General features: G+C 59.9%; 14 protein-coding genes and 2 pseudogenes. 13 read left to right on the forward strand and 3 right to left on the reverse strand.

The features are described from left to right. Window positions 1–166: 166 nt before the first annotated feature. Window positions 167–985, reverse strand: a complete 819-nt coding sequence (locus tag H351_RS25820) for a peptidoglycan DD-metalloendopeptidase family protein (protein ID WP_228117916.1) — start codon at window positions 983–985, stop codon at window positions 167–169. 698 nt (window positions 986–1,683) lie between these two features. Beyond that, window positions 1,684–3,381: a 3-ketosteroid-delta-1-dehydrogenase gene (locus tag H351_RS25825; protein WP_020906521.1), complete on the reverse strand. Its 1,698-nt coding sequence runs from the start codon at window positions 3,379–3,381 to the stop codon at window positions 1,684–1,686. A gap of 187 nt (window positions 3,382–3,568) precedes the next feature. On the opposite strand from H351_RS25825, the gene H351_RS25830 reads away from it, so the two are divergent. The 5 genes and pseudogenes from H351_RS25830 to H351_RS25850 all read left to right on the forward strand — a co-directional run bounded on the left by H351_RS25830 (window position 3,569) and on the right by H351_RS25850 (window position 7,978). Next, window positions 3,569–3,961 carry a hypothetical protein gene (locus H351_RS25830; RefSeq protein WP_020968699.1) on the forward strand — a complete coding sequence of 131 codons (393 nt, stop codon included), beginning with the start codon at window positions 3,569–3,571 and terminating at the stop codon, window positions 3,959–3,961. Between the two features lie 15 nt (window positions 3,962–3,976). Continuing rightward, a complete protein-coding gene (locus H351_RS25835) occupies window positions 3,977–4,525 on the forward strand; it encodes a hypothetical protein (protein WP_020968698.1) in 549 nt (182 codons plus the stop codon). A 122-nt stretch (window positions 4,526–4,647) separates the two neighbouring features. After that, window positions 4,648–6,042 carry an FAD-binding oxidoreductase gene (locus H351_RS25840; protein ID WP_020968697.1) on the forward strand — a complete coding sequence of 465 codons (1,395 nt, stop codon included), beginning with the start codon at window positions 4,648–4,650 and terminating at the stop codon, window positions 6,040–6,042. 164 nt (window positions 6,043–6,206) lie between these two features. Beyond that, window positions 6,207–6,629 (forward strand): annotated as a pseudogene (locus tag H351_RS25845) (hypothetical protein). 98 nt (window positions 6,630–6,727) lie between these two features. After that, window positions 6,728–7,978, forward strand: coding sequence for an amidohydrolase (locus H351_RS25850; RefSeq protein ID WP_029254666.1), 1,251 nt, complete (start codon window positions 6,728–6,730; stop codon window positions 7,976–7,978). Window positions 7,979–7,987: 9 nt separating this feature from the next. On the opposite strand, the pseudogene H351_RS25855 reads toward H351_RS25850, so the two are convergent. Next, window positions 7,988–9,220: pseudogene (locus tag H351_RS25855) on the reverse strand (MFS transporter); the annotation flags it as partial. A gap of 49 nt (window positions 9,221–9,269) precedes the next feature. Here H351_RS25855 and H351_RS25860 point away from each other — a divergent pair. From H351_RS25860 to H351_RS25895, 8 genes are all read left to right on the forward strand, one after another. After that, window positions 9,270–9,719 (forward strand): winged helix-turn-helix transcriptional regulator, encoded by a 450-nt coding sequence (locus tag H351_RS25860; RefSeq protein ID WP_029254664.1) that lies wholly within the window; start codon window positions 9,270–9,272, stop codon window positions 9,717–9,719. Window positions 9,720–9,742: 23 nt separating this feature from the next. Then, window positions 9,743–10,345 (forward strand): hypothetical protein, encoded by a 603-nt coding sequence (locus tag H351_RS25865; RefSeq protein ID WP_029254663.1) that lies wholly within the window; start codon window positions 9,743–9,745, stop codon window positions 10,343–10,345. Window positions 10,346–10,838: 493 nt separating this feature from the next. After that, on the forward strand, window positions 10,839–12,065 hold the full coding sequence (locus tag H351_RS25870; protein WP_020968692.1) for an aminotransferase class I/II-fold pyridoxal phosphate-dependent enzyme: 1,227 nt from the start codon (window positions 10,839–10,841) through the stop codon (window positions 12,063–12,065). Then, window positions 12,062–13,261 carry an MFS transporter gene (locus H351_RS25875; protein WP_029254662.1) on the forward strand — a complete coding sequence of 400 codons (1,200 nt, stop codon included), beginning with the start codon at window positions 12,062–12,064 and terminating at the stop codon, window positions 13,259–13,261. The genes H351_RS25870 and H351_RS25875 overlap by 4 nt, the downstream gene beginning before the upstream one ends. Then, window positions 13,248–14,849 carry a carboxyl transferase domain-containing protein gene (locus H351_RS25880; protein ID WP_029254661.1) on the forward strand — a complete coding sequence of 534 codons (1,602 nt, stop codon included), beginning with the start codon at window positions 13,248–13,250 and terminating at the stop codon, window positions 14,847–14,849. The genes H351_RS25875 and H351_RS25880 overlap by 14 nt, the downstream gene beginning before the upstream one ends. A gap of 4 nt (window positions 14,850–14,853) precedes the next feature. Then, the gene (locus H351_RS25885; RefSeq protein ID WP_029254660.1) at window positions 14,854–16,821 is read left to right on the forward strand and encodes an acetyl/propionyl/methylcrotonyl-CoA carboxylase subunit alpha; all 1,968 of its coding nucleotides are present in this window, start codon (window positions 14,854–14,856) and stop codon (window positions 16,819–16,821) included. Window positions 16,822–16,882: 61 nt separating this feature from the next. Continuing rightward, on the forward strand, window positions 16,883–17,713 hold the full coding sequence (locus tag H351_RS25890) for a sulfurtransferase (protein WP_029254659.1): 831 nt from the start codon (window positions 16,883–16,885) through the stop codon (window positions 17,711–17,713). Then, a complete protein-coding gene (locus H351_RS25895) occupies window positions 17,710–19,014 on the forward strand; it encodes an NtaA/DmoA family FMN-dependent monooxygenase (protein WP_029254658.1) in 1,305 nt (434 codons plus the stop codon). The genes H351_RS25890 and H351_RS25895 overlap by 4 nt, the downstream gene beginning before the upstream one ends. Window positions 19,015–19,020 lie beyond the last annotated feature (6 nt).

A 19,020-nucleotide genomic window follows, 5' to 3' on the forward strand; every position in this document is an offset into this window, starting at 1 on the left:
CGGTAGGAATCACTTCTCGGAGCGCGCAAACAGCCGGACCGTGAAATACACGGCCCGGCTGCAGCGCTCACACGCACCAACTGGAACTCGGAGTTAACTCGGGTACTGGAACCGGTCGTATACGAATCTTTGACTCATCCCAGGATCAGTATCGAATTATCCACTCTCACAGATTGATTACGTCGCCCACAAAGATCTGGTCGGGATCGGCGATCTGTGGATTGATGTCCCACAGCTGCTGCCAGGTGAGACCTCGTTCTGCAGCGAGGTCGAACAATGTATCACCGGCCGCAACGACTACCTCTTCGCCAGACGCTGGAGCCTTCGACTCCGGAATGCTCTCTACCGGTGCAGATTCGGCTGCCTCAGAGTAGACGACGGGAACTGGCGCCGGTTCCGGTGCGGATTCGGGTGCTACTTCCGGTGCGGGCGCGGGTGCGGGTGCTGGTGCTGGTGCGGGCACGATACTCGACCCGGTATCGCACGCCCCGATCGAACTCAGGAAGGACATGGGATCGACGGCGCCACCACTGTGAATGCGGAGGTGCAGATGTGGACCGGTGGAGCTACCGGTGTTACCCGTTGCCCCGATCTGGTCGCCTACCTCGACGTGCTGCCCCACACCGACCCAGGTTTCGGAGAGGTGGCCCATCTGAATCTGCTCGCCACTGTCCGCTTCCAACTGGATGTACGTTCCGTATCCACCCGGATCATTGGGTCCGGCAACAGAAATCGTGCCCGATGTCGGCGCGTGAAGCGCGGTGCCGACGTTGACAGCGAAGTCGACTCCGTCATGTCCCGCGTGGTACCCCTGCGAAAGTGATCCGCTTACCGGCCACTCCCAACTGCAACTCGCCGACCAGCCCTGCGCACCGGCGGTACCTGCATTGACAACTGCTCCGGCCCCCACAAGGGCGCCCAGTCCTGCAGTTACGGCGATGAATCGTTTTGTGCTGGAAGGCTTGTGTTTTCTGTGCTTACTCATATTTTCCTTGACTGATGTGCTCGGAGCCGGCGCAGGCTCTACCGCCAGACAGCACTCAGTACGTGCTGAGCTACGCGGTGCATCGCACCGAGACTCCGTTGGAGTGAAATTTTCGGATTGCGCCATGGAGAGAAGTACGGTGACCACTCTCGAACGCGATCGCGCGCATAGACCCGCAGGTCTGTATCTCCTGGTGACAGCACAGGAGATACGGGTTTTACATCGAGGCAGTGCCTGAATCGATCGTTGATCGAGGACTACGAATGCCGGACCGAACTGAGGGCATTTCGTTCGAAGATCGACAGGGTGGGTGTCTACCCGGATGGTCGGAAATGGGGTGGAACATGGAGATCCTTGCGTTGCGGATGAGGAATCACCTCATACGCTGTCGCTTCACGACGCTCCACGCCACGGTTGAATTACCTGGGTACGTACCTGTTTTTGCGCTTTCGACCCGACCGGTCGATATCAGGCGCCACTTCATTCCACGGCATCTGGTGAAAAAATCAGTGCCTCACATCACTTCTGGAGACGATACCGCGCCTCGGTCACCCGGCACGTCAGCGTTACCGAGATGGGACATACAGCTGGCATTGCTGCTACACGCCGAACGGGAGACCAGTGCACGTTCCGGCATCGGAAACGCGCGCTGATCTCCCGTCAGGTCGATCTACTAGCTAGTGCATCTACGGTTTGAGCTACTTCTCTGCTGCGTGATGGGCCGCGATGTATCCGTAAACCAGCCCCTGGCCGATCGTCGCGCCGGCGCCTGGGTAGGTGTGACCGAATGCGTTGGCCGCGGTATTGCCGATCGCGTACAGGCCGTCGATGACGCTGCCGTCCTCACGAAGCACGCGTGCATGCTCGTCCGCCTGCACACCGCCGCAGGTGCCCAGGTCGCTGAGCGTCATCTTCACCGCATAGAGGGCGCTCTTGTCGAGCTGGCGCAGATTCGGGTTCGGAGACACTGTCGGGTCGCCGTAGTACCGATCGTATGCACTGCCGCCGCGACCGAACTCCGCATCGCTACCTGCAGCAGCGGCCTCGTTGAACTTCTGGAAGGACTCGGCAAACGCATCCTCGGGGAGACCGACCTTTCGGGCGAGTTCGGCCGGACTGCTCGCCTGGTGCGCGATGCCCGACTCGAAGAACGCCTGCGGAAGCGGCTGGCGGGGGAAGATACCGCCTGCGAACACGTAGCTGTTGCGGTACTCCTGGTCGAAAACAAACCACATCGACTCGGCCGGATCGCCAGCCTTTTCCCGTTCGAGCACGCGCTGGCCGAACGACATGTAGTCCGTCGCCTCGTTCACGAATCGACGACCGGTCTGGTCGACGATGAAAGAGCCGGGCAGCGCACGCTCTGCGAGCATCACCATCGGCGGGCGGCCCTTGATGCTTGCCACCGCGGGGAACCACCAGGACTGATCCATCGATCCGATACCTGCACCGAGCTCTTGTGCTGCCTCGATCGCTTCGCCGGTGTTGCCCTCTGCGCCCAGGCTCTCATGCTCACCGAGGCTCTCCGACTGGTACTTGTGGCGCCACTCCATGTTGTGGTCGAACCCGCCGGCTGCCAGGACGACACCGCGCCGAGCGGTCACCGTCACTTCACGTCCGTCTTGCACCACAACTGCACCCGTTACGCGGCCATCTTCGGTGATGAGGCGAACCAACGACGTTTCCGTCCACACCGGGATACCGGCCTGGACCACACCGGCGAACAGTCCGGCGGCGAGCGCCTGACCGCCCGCGATGTATTCACGCTTGAGGACGTACTTGCCGTAAACGCCTTGCGCCAGGCGGCGGATGATGCGGGGAAAAGCCTTGCTCGGCTTCTTCACCATCAGGTTCATCCACTTGTAATCCGCACCCGTCACCGGCATCGGCAGTCCGGCTTCCATCAAACCGGGGCGCAGGCGACCGCGTTCCGCTCCCAGTACCGACGCGTCGAACGGCAGGCACTCGCAGGTACGTCCGGCGGCGCTACCGCCCGGCAGTTCGGGGTGGTAATCGGAGTATTCCTTGGCCCAGAAGAACTTCATGGGCGTCGTGCGGTAGAGCATGTCGACAGTGGCCGCACCGTTGTCGACGAAGGCTTCTCCTCGTTGGGCAGGGGCAGTATCACCGACCACCGAACGCACGTATGTCTTCGCTCGCTCAACGGTGTCGCCCGCACCGGCTTTCGCCAAGATCGGGTTGGCAGGCATCCAGAACGCACCACCGGACCGCGCCGTCGAACCGCCGACGTACTGCGTCTTCTCCACGATCAGCGTGGACAAGCCGAGTTCGTTCGCGGTGAGGGCGGCAGCCATGCCGGTACCGGACCCGATCACCAGTAGATCGACAACGATGTCCTTGGCTTGTGTCGCGGGGGGTGCCTGATTCTTAGCCATTGAACAAATCCCTTCACGTGGTTATCGACGTAGAACGCTAAGGCAGTCGCGGCGCAGAAGGTTCCGGATGCCCAGTCAGCGGGACATTGCGAGTGGATTGGCGAAAAACAGCTCCTGCCACGGTTCGGACGTTGTGGCCGTCTCAGCAGAACTACGCCTTGCCCTCGTCGACCTTTAGGCTGCTCTCGTGACGACAGACTCCGGCTTCGGCATCACTGACGAAGCGCTCGGCACCCTTGTCCGCGGGCACTACATCTTGTCCGACGGTGAGCGATTGGACGACGACTACTACAGCCTGACCTGCAACCTCGACGGGCGAGCCGTCGGATTTATCGCCCACTCACTCGAGCCTGACACCGTACGCGGCATGCTTCCCCGCCTACGCCACGTCGTCGACCAGCACCAGGCTCTTCATCGTCTGGCCGTCGAAGCGATTGTCAACGAATTCAGCGAAGAAGCTCCGTCACGAGGCGAAGTGATCGATGCACTGCGCGATTTGGTGCTCGAGTCCGTCGAGGTCTTTCCCGACAACTGCGATCCTCGTCTCGGACTATCTGCTGACGTTCCTCGGCACCGATGAAGAATAATCATCTACATGAAATGGAACACCCCTACAGAGACCGGCTGGTTCGTGAACCTTGCCGAAGGTGGTTCGGCCGTATCGATATTCGATCCGTCGGGGAGCGTCCAAGGCGAACTGATTCCCGCACCAGACGACGAATTAGTAAGCGTTTCCGGCGGGCGGAAGAGGAAATCGTCAACAGCCGAGCAGGATCGACCAAGGCTCACATTCCGCAAAGGCCGACCTGCATCACTTCGGTTGTCCGACGGAACGATCGGGACTCTGATCGACCAGAGACCCAAGGCCATGCGCCGCAAGAACAAGCTGTGCGAAGTCGATATCGCGGGCAGAAGATACCTCTTCGTTCATTCCTCGGGCCGAAAGGCAACAGCCCGGCGTGACGGAATCGTATTGGCACACATGGAACGTGGGCGATGGTCCGGTAGAAGTATCGTCACCAGAAGAACCCTCACGGCAACCGACGCCCTTGACGAATGTGTCCTGACACTGTTTCAGAAGGTAGTGACACCTGGACGTACCGGTGCCTTCGATCAGGTACTGACCGACCTCAGCAACATATGACGTACGCCACATTCGGTGGATCTCAACCGCACTCGAGATACTAACTTTCAACTCTTAGGTCCACGGACATGCCCTGGACACAATGAGTTTCACATCTCGGATCGGAAGGCTGAAGCCAGATCATGGTCAATGTCGACGCTTTGAACACGCTCGCCCGACGATTGTCGCCGGGTGCGATGATCACAGATCCAGATCTACTCCAGTCCTATCGTCAGGACTGGAGTTTCGATCCCGCAGCCGGCACTCCGATCGCCGTCGTACGTGCTTCGACGACGGCAGATGTCCAGGAGACCTTGCGCTTCGCCAACAGTCACAATGTCCCGGTCATTCCACGGGGCGCCGGCACGAGCGTCGTCGGCGGATCCACCGCCGTCGACGGCGCTATCACCCTCAGCCTCGAGCGAATGAAATCTATTCGAGTGGACGTCTCGTCACGAACCGCGATCGTCGAACCAGGGGCAATCACCAATGACATCAAGGCTGTTGCCGCGCGCGAAGGTTTGTACTATCCACCAGACCCGTCGTCTTATGAAATCTGTTCCATCGGCGGTAATGCCGCCACCAACGCAGGCGGACCGTGCTGCATAAAATACGGCGTCACCAGTGATTACATCCTGGGTATGACGGTTGTGCTGCCTGATGGATCCGTCGCCGAACTGGGCGGAAAACGGATCAAAGACACCCCAGGGCTTGCATTGACCAAGCTATTCGTCGGTAGTGAAGGAACGCTCGGTGTGATAACCGAACTGACGCTGCGACTCATCCCTCAGCCTCCGACTCCCCACACATTGGTGGCCTTCTTTCCACTCATGGCCGACGCAGTTGCCGCTGCCCGAGATATCACAAGTTCAATACGCCCTTCAGAACTCGAAATCCTCGACAACGCAGCGATCAAGGTGGCGGAAGAATTCCTCAACATGGAACTGGACACCGATGCCGGAGCACTCCTGATCGGGCGATCCGACGCCGGTAACGGCGCAGAGACAGAGATGAATTTGATGAGCACTCTCTGCGAAAAGCATCGAGCCACAGCTACATACGCTACCGACGACCCTCACGAAGGCGAACTGTTCATCCGCCCCCGCTATGCCGTTTACGAAGCCTTCGAGCAGAAAGGGGTGGTCATCGGCGACGACGTCGCGGTACCCATCGACAGACTCCCCGAGCTCACCGACGGTATAGCCGACATCGCGAAGCGCTACAGCACCACCATCGTCAGCTACACCCACGCAGCCGACGAGCTCACGCACCCAGTCCTCAACTACCCCATCGGAGACGTGGCCGCCGCTGAATCCGCCTCCGCGGCGCGACAAGAAATCTATCAACTCGTGAGCACTCTGGGCGGATTCGCAGCAACAGAATATGGTGTAGGACAAGATAAACGAGATCGCTTGTCGAACTCGCTCGATCCCGTCGTCAGCAAACTGAACAGGACCATCAAGAACGCTGTCGACCCCAACAACATCTTGAATCCGCGCGTTCTGATCCCCTCGAGCGGTTCGACGGACGGCATCTGAGGCCGCTACAGGTATCGAATAGCGACGAGTACCTGAATTCTCCTGTGCAACCGGATATGGTGAGGCTGTCGTCTTCAATGCGGCGGTGCAAGAAGGGAAGTTACGACCAAGACGTTATGTCGGGGAATAAGCAAATCGCCTGGATATGGCTGGAGGCCTCCGTGATGAATCTCGTTCGCCGACTGAGCGCCTGCACATCCGTCGTGATCACGTCGGCTCTGACGTCGGTAGCGCTCGCATCCGCTGCGGTGACCATTCCATTCCAGATCAACCCTGCGCCGTACGGCAACCCGAACGGCAGCTTCGACGCGCCGGCGGTCCGCTGCGTAGCTGTAGTCGGCGAACTACCCGGCACAGTGACGATCACCGGGGGCAAGGAAGACCGCTAAGGATGCCTGCTCTCGTCCGAAGTGCGCTGGCTGAACCTTTCGACCGGGGTCTCCGGCTCCGCTCGTCTCTCGGACGGTCTGAACGGAGTCCCGGCAGGGGCGATCGTGCAGACCGGGACCGGTCAAGTCGCTGTCGCCGTGACGTCTGTGGCCGGATCCATCATCACCCCAGGTGTCGCATCGTTCTACGTGCCGTAGCACCAGAACTCCGCATCGCGGACGCGGTGGGGCCTAAGGTCCTGTTTACCGACCCGTCATCCCGGTTAGCCTGAAAAGACGCTACCGAGAGGACTCTCATGACCTCGTCAGTGCACGAAACGATCGCAGTGGATCTGGATTTGATCGACCTGTACAAAGACCTCCACGGCAACCCGGAACTTGGATTTCACGAGCATCGAACATCCAGTCTGGTGGAAGGACATTTGACAGCACTGGGATTCGACACGACTACCGGCGTCGGGACAACCGGAGTCGTCGGAGTCCTGAAGAACGGAGCGGGCCCCACAGCGCTGCTGCGTGCGGACATGGACGCCCTCCCGGTTCGGGAAGAAACCGGATTGGACTACGCCAGCACCGTGACAACGACCGACGACCAGGGGAAGACCGTCTCGGTCAGCCACGCGTGCGGCCATGACCTGCATACGACCTGCTTACTCGGTGCAGCCCGGATCCTCTCGCAGGACACGACGACCTGGTCCGGCACTCTTGTCCTCGTCTTCCAACCGGCGGAGGAACTTGGCGCGGGTGCGCAAGCCATGGTCGACGACGGACTGTTCGAGCGATTCCCGAAGCCCGACATCGTTCTCGGCCAACACGTATCGCTGCTACCGGCAGGCACGATCGCCGGGCACGCCGGCCCCTCGTATGCGGGATCGGACTCACTTCGTGTGAGACTGGTCGGAAAGGGCGCCCACGGATCTATGCCGGAGAACTCGGTCGATCCCGTGGTCATGGCGGCCGAAACCGTGTTGCGTTTGCAAACTGTCATCTCACGCGAGGTTCCGAGTACTGCAACAGCTGTCCTCACCGTCGGCTCCATCCATGCTGGAGATGCCGCCAACGTCATTCCCGGCGAAGCAGAACTGCAACTCAACATCCGCAGCTACGACGCAGGTGTGCGTCAGCGCATCCTGGACAGCGTCGACCGCATCGTCCAGGGCGAAGCGGCCACCGCCGGCGCACCCACCCCACCGACCATCACCGAGACGGAGCACTTTCCGATCGTCGTCAATGACCCGGCGGCGCTGGACAAGACACTCGATGCGTTTGCCGAATGGTTGGGGACGAACAAGATTCTCGATCCCGGCGCAGGAGCAGGTAGTGAAGACGTCGGCATTCTCGCGACCAGTGCCGGTGCGCCACTGTCGTACTGGTTGTTGGGCGGTACCGACCCTTCACTGTTCACGACAGGTGACATGACCGATCCGGCTTTGCGAACCGTGCCGTCGAACCACTCCCCGCACTACGCTCCCGTGATCGAGCCGACCCTGACCATCGGTGTGAACGCCTTGGTCATCGCGGCCAGGACGTGGCTCCCAACTCCCTAGGGTGTTGCGGGTCCGCAATCGATCGACCGTCCACACGATCAAGGCTGCAAACGCGTAGGCGCCGCCGAGAATACTTGCAGCGCCCCACCCTGCCGCGTCGAAAACCATAGTGGTGGAAACCGCCCCAGCCGCGCTGCCCAACGAATAGAACACCATGTAACTACCGATGGTCCGCCCGGCCGATTCCGGTTCATCCGCGACGATCAGGTTCTGGCTCGAGACATGAACAGCCTGCACAGCGAAGTCCAACGCAACAACACCGACTACGAGTAACACCAGCGAGTGCGTCGCCTGCGCGTTGAAAACCCACGACAGCAAGAGAACGACCAACGACGCCCCGGTGACGCGTTGGGCTTTGCCTTGATCGGCCCAACGTCCGGCACCGACCGCGCCCAATGCTCCGACCAATCCGGCGATTCCGAAGAGCCCGATCTGTGTGGTCGACAATCGCCATGGCTCCTCGCTCAGTGGTAATGCCATACCGCTCCAGAGCGCACCGAAGGACGCGAACAGGAACAGGGTGATCAGAGCCCTCGTGCGAAATAGTCGGTTCGTAAGAGTCAATGTCACGACCGATCCCATTGCACCCACGTACGAACCCCGATCCGATTGCGAACGACGGTCTTTCGGCAGCATCGTCAACGCGAGAGCCGCGATGAGGACCGAAATCAAGGTGGATCCGGCGTAGACCGCCCGCCAGCCTGCCAGATCCGCAACTGCGCCGGCGACAGTTCGAGCGAGGATGATGCCGACGACAACGCCGCTGGTGATCACACCGATGTTTGCGCCGCGCTCATCTGGGTCGCTGATTGCCGCAGCGTAGGCGACTACGACTTGAACGACGACCGAGAAGGTGCCTGCGACGGCCATCCCGATCAGCAGTTGCAGATTCGTGGCGGCCACAGCAACAAGCATCGTTCCTGTTGCAGCAGAGACGATCTGGATTGCGATCAATTTTTTGCGATTCACGAGATCGCTCAGTGGCACCAACACGATCAACCCCACCACGTAACCCATTTGGGCGAGCGCGACTACGAAGCCGAGGCCGGCCGGAGGGATGGAAAGATCTGAACCGATTTGCCCGAGGAGCGGCTGTGCGTAGTAGATATTGGCTACCGAGACACCGCAGAGCACCGCGAGCAACAGGCGAAGTCCACGCGGCATTTTGAACTTGTCCCGTGCGTTCTCGACAGATTGACGTGCAGTCACTTCCACCTCAATTTGGTTGCGTTTTGATACCATTTGAAGACTATGTCAATACAGTTTTAAAACGCAACCAATGAGGAACCCGATGCCTGATCGCACGCAATGGACGGACCCACACTGCCCGACGGCCCGAGCGGCCGACATCATCGGCGACAGATGGTCGCTGTTGATCGTGCGAGACGCCTTCGACGGGTCGTCGAGGTTCAGTCAGTTTCAGCGAAACCTGGGCATCGCAAAGAATATCTTGACGGACAGGCTGAAAACCCTTGTCGAGCAAGGAATTTTCGAAGTCCGGCCGAACGAGCAAGGTACCCGCAACGAGTACATCCTGACCGGACGCGGTATGGATCTGTTCATCGTGATCACGAGCCTGCGGCAATGGGGAGAGCGCCACGCCTTCGATGACGATGAGCCACACTCGATCTTGATCGACGACACCACGGGCGATCCGGTGCCCAGGCTTCGACTGATCAACGCACGGAATATCGACCTGGACCCGACAAGTACACATGTGCAGAAGATCGAGGAAGGTTGACCCGCAACTCGCCAGATCGGTAGATGGGCGCACAGGATTCGAAGTTCGCGCATACTCCGATCATGACTGTCGATCTCGAGTTTTCCTGGCCGCAGTTTCTCTGGATTGCATTCATCTTCGTCGGCGTGCCCACAACTATCGGCGCGAGCATCATCTGGACAATCTGGCGTTCGGAACGAACTGGCGTGGAGCACTCCACGACCGCCCTCGACGCCGGGCGCACGGGATCGGGCCCACTCGGACTGTGGCGCACCGGCCTGTTGGCCTTTGCGCTGGGCCTTCTGTCTTGTGTGGGCTGGCTCAGCTGGTCAGCCGACTACAAAGGCGGATTCCGCGGCCCCGGCCTGCCTGCCCCGACGCAGTTTCCTCCCTGGCAGGTGTTTGCCTGCGGATTAACGGTGATCCTCGCGTGTTTCGTTTCCGCACATCGGTCGCGATGGATGAAGGCAGGCGGCCTGACTGCAGCTGCCGGCACGGCTGCGGGATTCACCACAGCATTCAGTTCCGACGCCAGTACTGATGTCACCGGACAGGCAGGCGTGGGCGTCGCACTGTCCACGATCGGATGGGGCCTCACCCTTACCGCACTGATGCTTCTGCGCGGCAAGTGGTCGCGACGAGGATGAATCATTGCCGGATCATCCATCCTCCGAGTAAAGAATTCGATAAGCGGACCTAACACGTTTTGAAATTCATTAAGAAGAAAATCGATTCCAGATACAGGATCGCCTGATTGCCGAACCTCCACGAGATCCTCGAAAAATATGAGACAGAAGCCTTATCGCTTCCGTGCCAACCCTTTGACGCATGCGGATCATAATATTCTTCGAACATCACGCGGAAGTGCACACAAGTCTGTGACTCACGGCATTATCCGATTTATCACGGGAAATCGTGATAAATCATCACCGTCACTGAACTGCAACAATGCCTTAAGTTACAGATTCAACTAGTTCCAAACCATAGGGTTTCTTCCTTTTTCTCGGCGTCTCGATTCCGTAATGCTTGACATCGAATTGTCTTTCGTTCTCAATGAGCGATGTCAACTGACGATGATGCATCTCAGTGCATCAACGCAGTAATTCCGCTATCGAATCCAGTGAAGGGACCAGCCGCGAAATGACGGTTGCCGAGAGCTTGAAAGATAGGAATCTGTACTCCAACCTCAGGCGTGCTGCTGATTTGAGCAACCCATTCTGGGATCGCGCAGTCAGTGAGGGTCTGGCCGATATCACCGCCGATCGCGTCGCAGGTTTCGAACACCGGACGATCCAAGGATACGAATTCGAGAACTTCTCCACGTACTCGTATCTGGGGCTCGACACCGACGACCGAATTCGTTCGGGTGCGATCGCCGCTCTCGAGCGCGAACGAACGTTGAACAGTTCCATCTCGCGGATGAGAGTCCACTCCAGCCTTCTCGACGACACAGAGGCCGCGTTGAGCGAACTGCTTGACGCACATGTGCTCACCCTCGGATCCGCCGCAAACGCTGCGTGGAGTTTGCTCCCCCTCGTTGCGTCCGGGTTGCTCACCGGCGGTGAACCTCCCCTCATGGTGTTCGACAAGAACGCACACTTCTGCCTCAATGCCATGAAGGCGAGCGTCGCCGACGAAACGACGATCGTGACCATTCGGCACGACGACGTCGATGAACTCGAAAGTCTTTGCCGAACAAATTCTCAGGTGGCATACGTGGCGGACACCGTCTACAGCACAGGCGGGAAGGCGCCGCTGAACGAACTGTTTGCATTACAGGCCAAATACGGACTGATTCTCGTTCTCGACGAGGCGCACAGCACCTCGGTCATCGGACACAACGGGCGTGGCGCGGTCCTGGATCTCATCGGCAGCCTCAATGATCGAACATTCTTGCTGACATCACTGAACAAGGGATTCGGTGCTTCCGGCGGCGCGATCGCACTCGGTCGGAACGGGGGCAGCCGAAATCGTGATCTCGCACTTCGCTACGGCGGCCCGTTGACGTGGTCGCAGCGTGTGAACGTAGCCGGGCTGGGTGCTATTGCGGCGTCCGTGGAGCTCCACCGCAGCGGAGAGGTCGACAAGCGGCAGCGGCAACTCCGCACGGTTGTCGAACTGTTCGATTCGCTCGTCGACACGCCGGCATCGGGCGATGGACTCCCGATCCGCTTCGTCACGCTCCACGAGGAAGAACAAACCATCACCGCAGCACAGAAACTGCTGGCTAGCGGTTTCTACACATCGGCGGTCTTCTTCCCTGTCATCGGCCGGGGCAAAGCCGGGCTGAGACTGATGCTTCGGGCGGACCTTCCACATGCAACGATCGAGCGCTTCGCCGACGTCCTACGAAGAGTCACGGAATGAGCGACGACCGCACTGTCGCAGTGACACCTCTGGCTTGTGCCGTCGTGTTGACAGCACAAATGGCCACGACCATCTACCTCCCTTCACTGCCGAAGATCGCGACGGATCTGGGCATCGAAGATTCCGTGGTGAAGTGGTCTGTGACACTCTTCGTGATCAGTGCCGCACTTCCAGTGGTCGTGTGGGGGCGGTTGGCAGATCGACTCGGACGCAGGACGGCACTGTTGTCCAGCTTGGTATTGTTCGTGATCGCCTGCGTTGCATTGGCTTTGGTCCAGAGCGCCGCCGTACTACTGATCGGCCGGATCGTTCAAGGCATCGGAGCAGGGGGTGCGGCCATCATCGTGCGAATGATGGTGAAGGACAAGTTCACCGGTTCGGAGTTGGCTAGTCGATTGTCGCTGTTGTCGATGGCATTTGTGGTGGCACTGGGCGGTGGCCAACTGATCGGCGGCGCTCTCGCGTCGTTCACCTCGTGGCGAACCGGCTTCGGCGTGCTCGGAGTACTCGGAGCAGCACTCGCTGCGGTGGCACTGAGGACCGAGAACACCACAGTCCGCGACAACAACGAACGCGTTGTTCGGTGGAATGCCATAGTCCTGACACCCCAGTTCTACAAACCAGCCATTGCGGGGGGCCTGGGTTTCGGCGCGATAGTGCTGGTGCAGCAATCGAGTCCCTTCCTGTTCAGCGATCGATTCGACCTGCAACCGTGGGCATTCGGAGCCTTCGGAATCCTCTACGGAACCGCCTACTTCAGCGGCGCGCTTTACGTCAATCGAAGGGCCACAACCGTCGGTTCAGAGAAGTTGATGCGTCGAGGTGCGCTGTGCATGCTGCTTGCCGGCCTCGTCCTCATGCTCTGCTGGTATCCCCCACTCGGTTCCACGCCGTTGCTCGCGGTCTTCCTGCTCGGATACATCGCACTGACATTTGGGCAATCACTTCTCTTCCCGAACTCGGCAGCATCAGCAGTGACGCATTTTGCTGAAGGCGGAGCCATCGCCGTCGCGTACTGCGGACTCGTACAGCAGGGGATTGCCGGCATCGCCTCTGTAGTCGGACCTCTCGCATCCGATGAACGCGTGTGGTCGGCAATCGTCGCACTGATCACTGCAGCAGCGACTGCGCTCGTATTCTCCCTCCGCACAGCTTCCTCCGAACCGACAGTAGGTACGTCCCATGCCCGTCATTGAACGCACCGCACAACTCGACCCCGGTACCCGCGAGCAGAACTTACTGGCATACAAGCAAATTCGCGATCGAGTTGCGGACGCGCAACACTTGTCCGTTCACGGGGCACCCGAGCGGTCGGTCGCCAAGCACCGGGCTCGCGGCAAATTGCCCGCTCGCGAACGCATCGATGCTCTTCTCGACGTGCAGTCCCCGTTCTTCGAGATCGGACAACTGGCCGGATTCGAGGTGTACGAGGAGCAACTCCCGTCGGCTGGTCTGGTCACGGGCGTAGGGCTCATCCGCGGCTCACTCTGCGCCATCTTCGCGAACGACGCCACCGTCAAGGGCGGCACCTACTACCCGCTGACCGTCAAGAAGCAACTGCGATTGCAATCCGTCGCTCGTCGGCTGAGGCTGCCGTGTGTCTATCTCGTCGATTCCGGAGGTGTTTTCCTTCCGATGCAGGACGAGATCTTCCCCGACGAGCACCATTTCGGCGAGATGTTCAAGAACATCGCCGAAATGTCGGCGGACGGCATCGTTCAGATCGCAGCGGTCATGGGTTCCTGCACGGCTGGAGGTGCATACATCCCAGCGATGTGCGACGAGACCGTCATCGTCCGCGGTACCGGCACCGTCTATCTGGGCGGCCCTCAGTTGGTCAAGGCTGCAACCGGTGTCGACGTCGAACCGCAAGAGCTCGGCGGCGCCGACGTGCACGGGGTGATCAGCGGCGTCGTCGATCACATCGCCAACGACGACATCGAGGCTCTGAGCATGATCGCCGACATCGTCGCCCGCGGTGATCGACGAGAGGTACGGGCGCCGTCACGATCTCCGCGACCACCTCTTCACTCCCCCGAATCGCTCGACACGGTGATCCCGGCTTCCTCGAAAACCCCGATCGTCGCGCGCGACGTTCTGGCCCACCTGCTCGATGCCAGCGAATTAGTCGAGTACCGAGCGAATTACGGCCGAACCATCGTCTGCGGGACCGGCCACATCGAGGGGTACACCGTCGGGGTCATCATGAACGACGGTGTGCTCTTTTCGGAGGACTCCCTCAAGGCCGCGAACTTCGTCGAACTGTGCTCACAACGAGACATCCCATTGTTGTTCCTGCACAACGTCAACGGATTCATGGTCGGGAAGCAGTACGAAGCGGAAGGTATCGCCAAACACGGAGCGAAACTGGTCAATGCCGTTGCCTGCGCCAGGGTTCCCAAGCTCAGCATCGTCATCGGCGGAAGCTATGGGGCGGGAAACCTCGCGATGTGCGGACGCTCGATAGGTCCTGACTTCATGGCCGTGTGGCCGAACGCGAAGACCACCGTGGTCGGCTCCGAGCAAGCAGCGTCGGTGATGGCATTGATGAAGATCGAATCTGCGCGCACACGCGGAACTCCGCTCACGGAAGAGGAAATCGAGGAAATCAAACGGCCGATACGCGAAGGTTACGACCGGCAGGGCGAGTCGGTGTACGTCGCATCCAGGCTGTGGGTGGACGCGATCGTCGACCCGGTCGACACGCGATCCTGGGTTTCACTCGCGCTGTCCATGCTTCCCCGCAATCACGGAACAACGCGCTTCGGCGTCTTCAGGATGTGAGAACATGACTCGACTTCTCATCGCCAATCGGGGTGAAATCGTCACGCGCATCGCGCGCACGGCCCGTCGTCTCGGCATGTCGGTAGTGACGATCTCCTCCCCCGTCGATTCACACGCACAGTGGCATCGCCTCGCCGATCACACCGTGGTTCTGGACGGAGACATCCCCTCGGAGTCCTACACCAATTCGGATCAAATCATTGCGGCCGCGCTGGCCGCGGATTGCGATGCCGTGCACCCGGGTTACGGATTCCTCTCCGAAGACTCCGATTTCGCTGAAGCCGTCGTCGCTGCAGGTCTGACATTCGTCGGTCCGGCCGCTGAATCCATCGCTCTACTCGGAGACAAGGCAAGAGCGAAGAAGGCCGCCGCTGACGCCGGCATCCCGACTCTCACCGCGTGGGGCGAGGCAAGCGCCGATCCCGATACCGTCCTCGGTCACGTTCGATCTCTCGACGTGCCGGTGCTGCTGAAACCGGTGTTCGGGGGCGGCGGCAAGGGGATGGTTCGACTACATCCGGGTGATGACGCACGAGAGGTCATCACCTCTGCAATCGGTTTGAACGAAAGGAACTTCGGCCGCGGCGACCTGATGATCGAAACGCTGGTGGAGCGTCCGCGTCACATCGAAGTTCAGGTCCTCTTCGATTCCTTCGGTACAGGAGTTCACTTCTTCACCCGTGAATGCTCCCTACAGCGTCGGCACCAGAAGATCATCGAGCAGGCACCGGCAAGTTCTGTCCCCGAATCGGTCCTGGGAGCCATGCAGCACGACGCTCTGCGACTACTCGGAGGCGTCGGCTACGTGAATGCGGCAACCGTCGAATTTCTGGTTGACGCCGAAAACCGCTACTACTTCCTCGAAGTCAACACGCGCCTACAAGTCGAACACACGGTCACCGAGGAAGTGACCGGCGTCGATCTCGTCGAACTGCAACTCGACATCGCCCTCGGCGCCCGTTTGCCGTTACAGCAGCGCGATATCGCGCTGCGGGGTTTCGCGGTGCAAGCCAGAATCTACGCCGAGGATCCGTCGAACGGATTTCGGCCCGCACCTTCACATTCCGTGGACGTAGCCTGGCCGTCGACGGTTCGCATCGACAGTGCTTTCGAGGGTGCCGGCAGCATTGCGCCGTTCTACGATCCGATGATCGCAAAGGTCATAGCAAGCGGTCCGACGCGGTCAACCGCACTGGAATCATTGGACCGAGCTTTGGCCGACTCCAGTTACTTCGGTGGAACCTCGAATATCGGTTTCCTCCGACTGCTCTTGGCGACACCGGCTGTGCGCGCGGATGACATTCACACTTCCTTTGTCGACGAGCACCTCACTCGGTTGATCCCGGATTCTGCAGAGCTCCAGGCCACCGCCGCTGCTGTTGCGATGGTGTGGACTTCCGTCGAGGAACAATCGCCGGTCACCGGGTCGTCATGGACCGGCCCCCACGGACTACATCGAGAGACATTGCGCAAGGTGGGATCCGACCCGATCGGACGCGAACTCATTGCCGACGGCCGCGTCGTGCCGACAACGGTCATCTCACAACGAAGCAACCACTGGATTGTCGCCGCCGACGGCCGGAACATTTCGGTGGTCGTCAGGGGCGGAACCGACGAAGTGACACTCAGCCTGGTCGCCGATGGTTTGACAACCACCGCTGGACGCCTCGGAGTCGGCACCGGTACATGGGTGTGCGTTGGTGGCTGGACCGTGAAGGTGATCGAGAAAGTCTATACAGCAAAGGATTCCGATCTCAGCGACGGAGAGATCACATCGAAGATGCCGGGAACCGTGCTGGCAGTGCTGCAGACTGGAACGCGGGTGTCGGAAGGTGATGTCGTCGCGGTCGTAGAAGCCATGAAGATGGAGACTGCCCTTCGTGCTTCCTCACCCGGAATCGTCTCGGCGGTGACAGTAACGGTGGGAGATGTCATCGATGCCGGACAAGTGCTGGCAGCCGTGGCGCCATGAGTAAAGATTGCCTCGATCTTATCTCTTTCTTGACTGAAGCAATTGTTACACAATATCTTTCATGCCAGAAGCAGGGGGAATCGAGCGTCGCGCAGTCATTGTTTCCGCAACCGAACTCCGCGAACTCATTCGTTTCGATCGGACGCTCGTCGTCGTCAACGTGGTACGAGACAACAGCGAGGGCGGAGCCGGAATCATTACTGCGCCGCAGTCCATCACATTGTCGATCAACGACTTTCAAAGCAGTGGTGGCGGGACTGAAGGGAATCGACCACTGCCCGATCTCGACGCATTCGGAAGAACACTGAACGATCTGAAAGTATCCGCCGATGCTCACATCGTGGTCTACAGTTCGGACAGCCCCCTGCTTGCGGCCCGCGCGTGGTTCACGCTTCGCTGGGCGGGACGTTCAGTGCGGTACTTGGACGGCGGATCGTCCGCATGGGCTTCATCCCGAAAACCCATATCGACAAACGATTCGATGCCCGTACCACCTTCCACCGCTAGCACGACTCTCGCCGACGCAGAAGGCGCCCTGCGCGCGGCATCGGCCGGCAGATTGCTCGACGCCCGAGGATCGAGCAGTTTCCGCGGCGGCCACATCCCCGGATCTATCTCAGCGCCGGCAACTGACCTACTCGACGACAACGGCTTCCTACTTCCCGACCGCGAGTTACGAGAATACTTCCACCAGTTCGGAATAGAGCGTGGTGGCACCGTCGTGTCCTATTGCGGCGGCGGAGTTGCCGCGTCGCACAACGCACTGGCGCTTGCAGCGGTCGGCATCAGCTCCGCGGTCTACGTCGCGTCGTGGTCGGGGTGGAGCGCCGACCCCGAACGACCCGTCTCCACTGACATCCATCACACACCAAGGAATCCGGACCAGCGATGACACGACAGATGATCCTCGGCGCCTACATGGTGTTTCCGAGTATGCACAGTGCGGGAATGTGGCGACATTCGTACTCGGAGAATGCCTTCGAGGACAGAGTGCTCTACGAGCGATACGCGCAAGCCGCGGAACGAGCGAAATTCGACCTGATACTGATACCTGAGCGTGTGCACTACGTCGACGGCCACACCAAATACGGTCTGCTGACCGGCTTTCAACATGATCCGACGCAGTTGGCTGCAGTGGTAGCCAGCGTAACAAATCGTATCGGTCTCGGCGTAACCCTTTCGGCAAGCTTCAACAGCCCGTACAACCTGGCGCGAACTCTGGGCAGCCTCGACATACTCAGCGGTGGGCGCGCGGCCTGGAACATCGTGATGACGGCGCCCGGTCCGGCAAACGACAACTTTCCCGAAGTCGATCGGCTTCCGAGAGAAGAACTGTACGAGCGCGGCGACGAGGTTCTCGAAGCGACCACCGCACTCTGGTCATCGTGGGACGGCGACGCCGTATTGGCCGATCGCGACAGCGGAATATACGCAGACACAAGCAAGATTCACGCGGCCGACTACAAGGGCAAATACTTGTCGGTGCAGGGTCCACTCACCTTGCCACAATCACCTCAGGGCCGCCCGGTCTTCATCCAGGCAGGTGAATCGGCGCGAGGGCGCGAGTTCGGTGGGCGGTGGGCAGATCTGGTCTTTGCGATCGACCCGTTGGAGGAAGATCTTCGAGCGAAGCGCCAGGCAATTCGCGGCTACGCGGAAGAGGCTGGACGCGACCCTGATTCGGTGCGCCTCGTCGCCGCCGTGCAACCGATAGTCGGCGAGACGACGAGCATCGCGAAGGAACGGCAGGAGTATCTGCGATCCCTGATCCATCCGGATGCAGCAATCGAGTGGGTCTCCCACTCCGCCGGACTCGATCTGTCGCAGTTCGACCCGACAACTCCGATCAACGACGTCGTCGATCAGGGAAAAGGTCCGTCGCGTCGTCTGGCGCGGCTGATCGACGCCCAGGATCTCACTATCGCCGAAGCCGCACAGTTGTTCGCGCGTAACGATCTCACTCCCGAGATTGTCGGCTCGCCGCAAGAGGTAGCGGACGAGTTGACACATCTCTTCGAATCGGGAGCAACTGACGGTTTCATCCTGACGGCTACCCACTTCCCCAGGGGGCTCGACGACTTCGCCAGTTCCGTTGTGCCACTTCTGCAAGATCGGGGCGTGTTCCGGCGCGAATACACCGGAACGACCTTGCGGTCCAACATCTTCGATTCCACTCGCACTTCCACACGATGAACGGAA

This window comes from Rhodococcus erythropolis R138 (genome assembly GCF_000696675.2).
GTDB classification, from domain to species: domain Bacteria; phylum Actinomycetota; class Actinomycetes; order Mycobacteriales; family Mycobacteriaceae; genus Rhodococcus_F; species Rhodococcus_F erythropolis.

Coding starts and splice junctions, on each gene's coding strand:
- H351_RS25870 (WP_020968692.1), top strand. CDS start 10,839: ATGACGGTTGCCGAGAGCTTGAAAGATAGGAATCTGTACTCCAACCTC.
- H351_RS25840 (WP_020968697.1), top strand. CDS start 4,648: ATGGTCAATGTCGACGCTTTGAACACGCTCGCCCGACGATTGTCGCCG.
- H351_RS25875 (WP_029254662.1), top strand. CDS start 12,062: ATGAGCGACGACCGCACTGTCGCAGTGACACCTCTGGCTTGTGCCGTC.
- H351_RS25880 (WP_029254661.1), top strand. CDS start 13,248: ATGCCCGTCATTGAACGCACCGCACAACTCGACCCCGGTACCCGCGAG.
- H351_RS25865 (WP_029254663.1), top strand. CDS start 9,743: ATGGGCGCACAGGATTCGAAGTTCGCGCATACTCCGATCATGACTGTC.
- H351_RS25860 (WP_029254664.1), top strand. CDS start 9,270: ATGCCTGATCGCACGCAATGGACGGACCCACACTGCCCGACGGCCCGA.
- H351_RS25895 (WP_029254658.1), top strand. CDS start 17,710: ATGACACGACAGATGATCCTCGGCGCCTACATGGTGTTTCCGAGTATG.
- H351_RS25820 (WP_228117916.1), bottom strand. CDS start 985: ATGAGTAAGCACAGAAAACACAAGCCTTCCAGCACAAAACGATTCATC.
- H351_RS25835 (WP_020968698.1), top strand. CDS start 3,977: ATGAAATGGAACACCCCTACAGAGACCGGCTGGTTCGTGAACCTTGCC.
- H351_RS25825 (WP_020906521.1), bottom strand. CDS start 3,381: ATGGCTAAGAATCAGGCACCCCCCGCGACACAAGCCAAGGACATCGTT.
- H351_RS25885 (WP_029254660.1), top strand. CDS start 14,854: ATGACTCGACTTCTCATCGCCAATCGGGGTGAAATCGTCACGCGCATC.
- H351_RS25850 (WP_029254666.1), top strand. CDS start 6,728: ATGACCTCGTCAGTGCACGAAACGATCGCAGTGGATCTGGATTTGATC.
- H351_RS25890 (WP_029254659.1), top strand. CDS start 16,883: ATGCCAGAAGCAGGGGGAATCGAGCGTCGCGCAGTCATTGTTTCCGCA.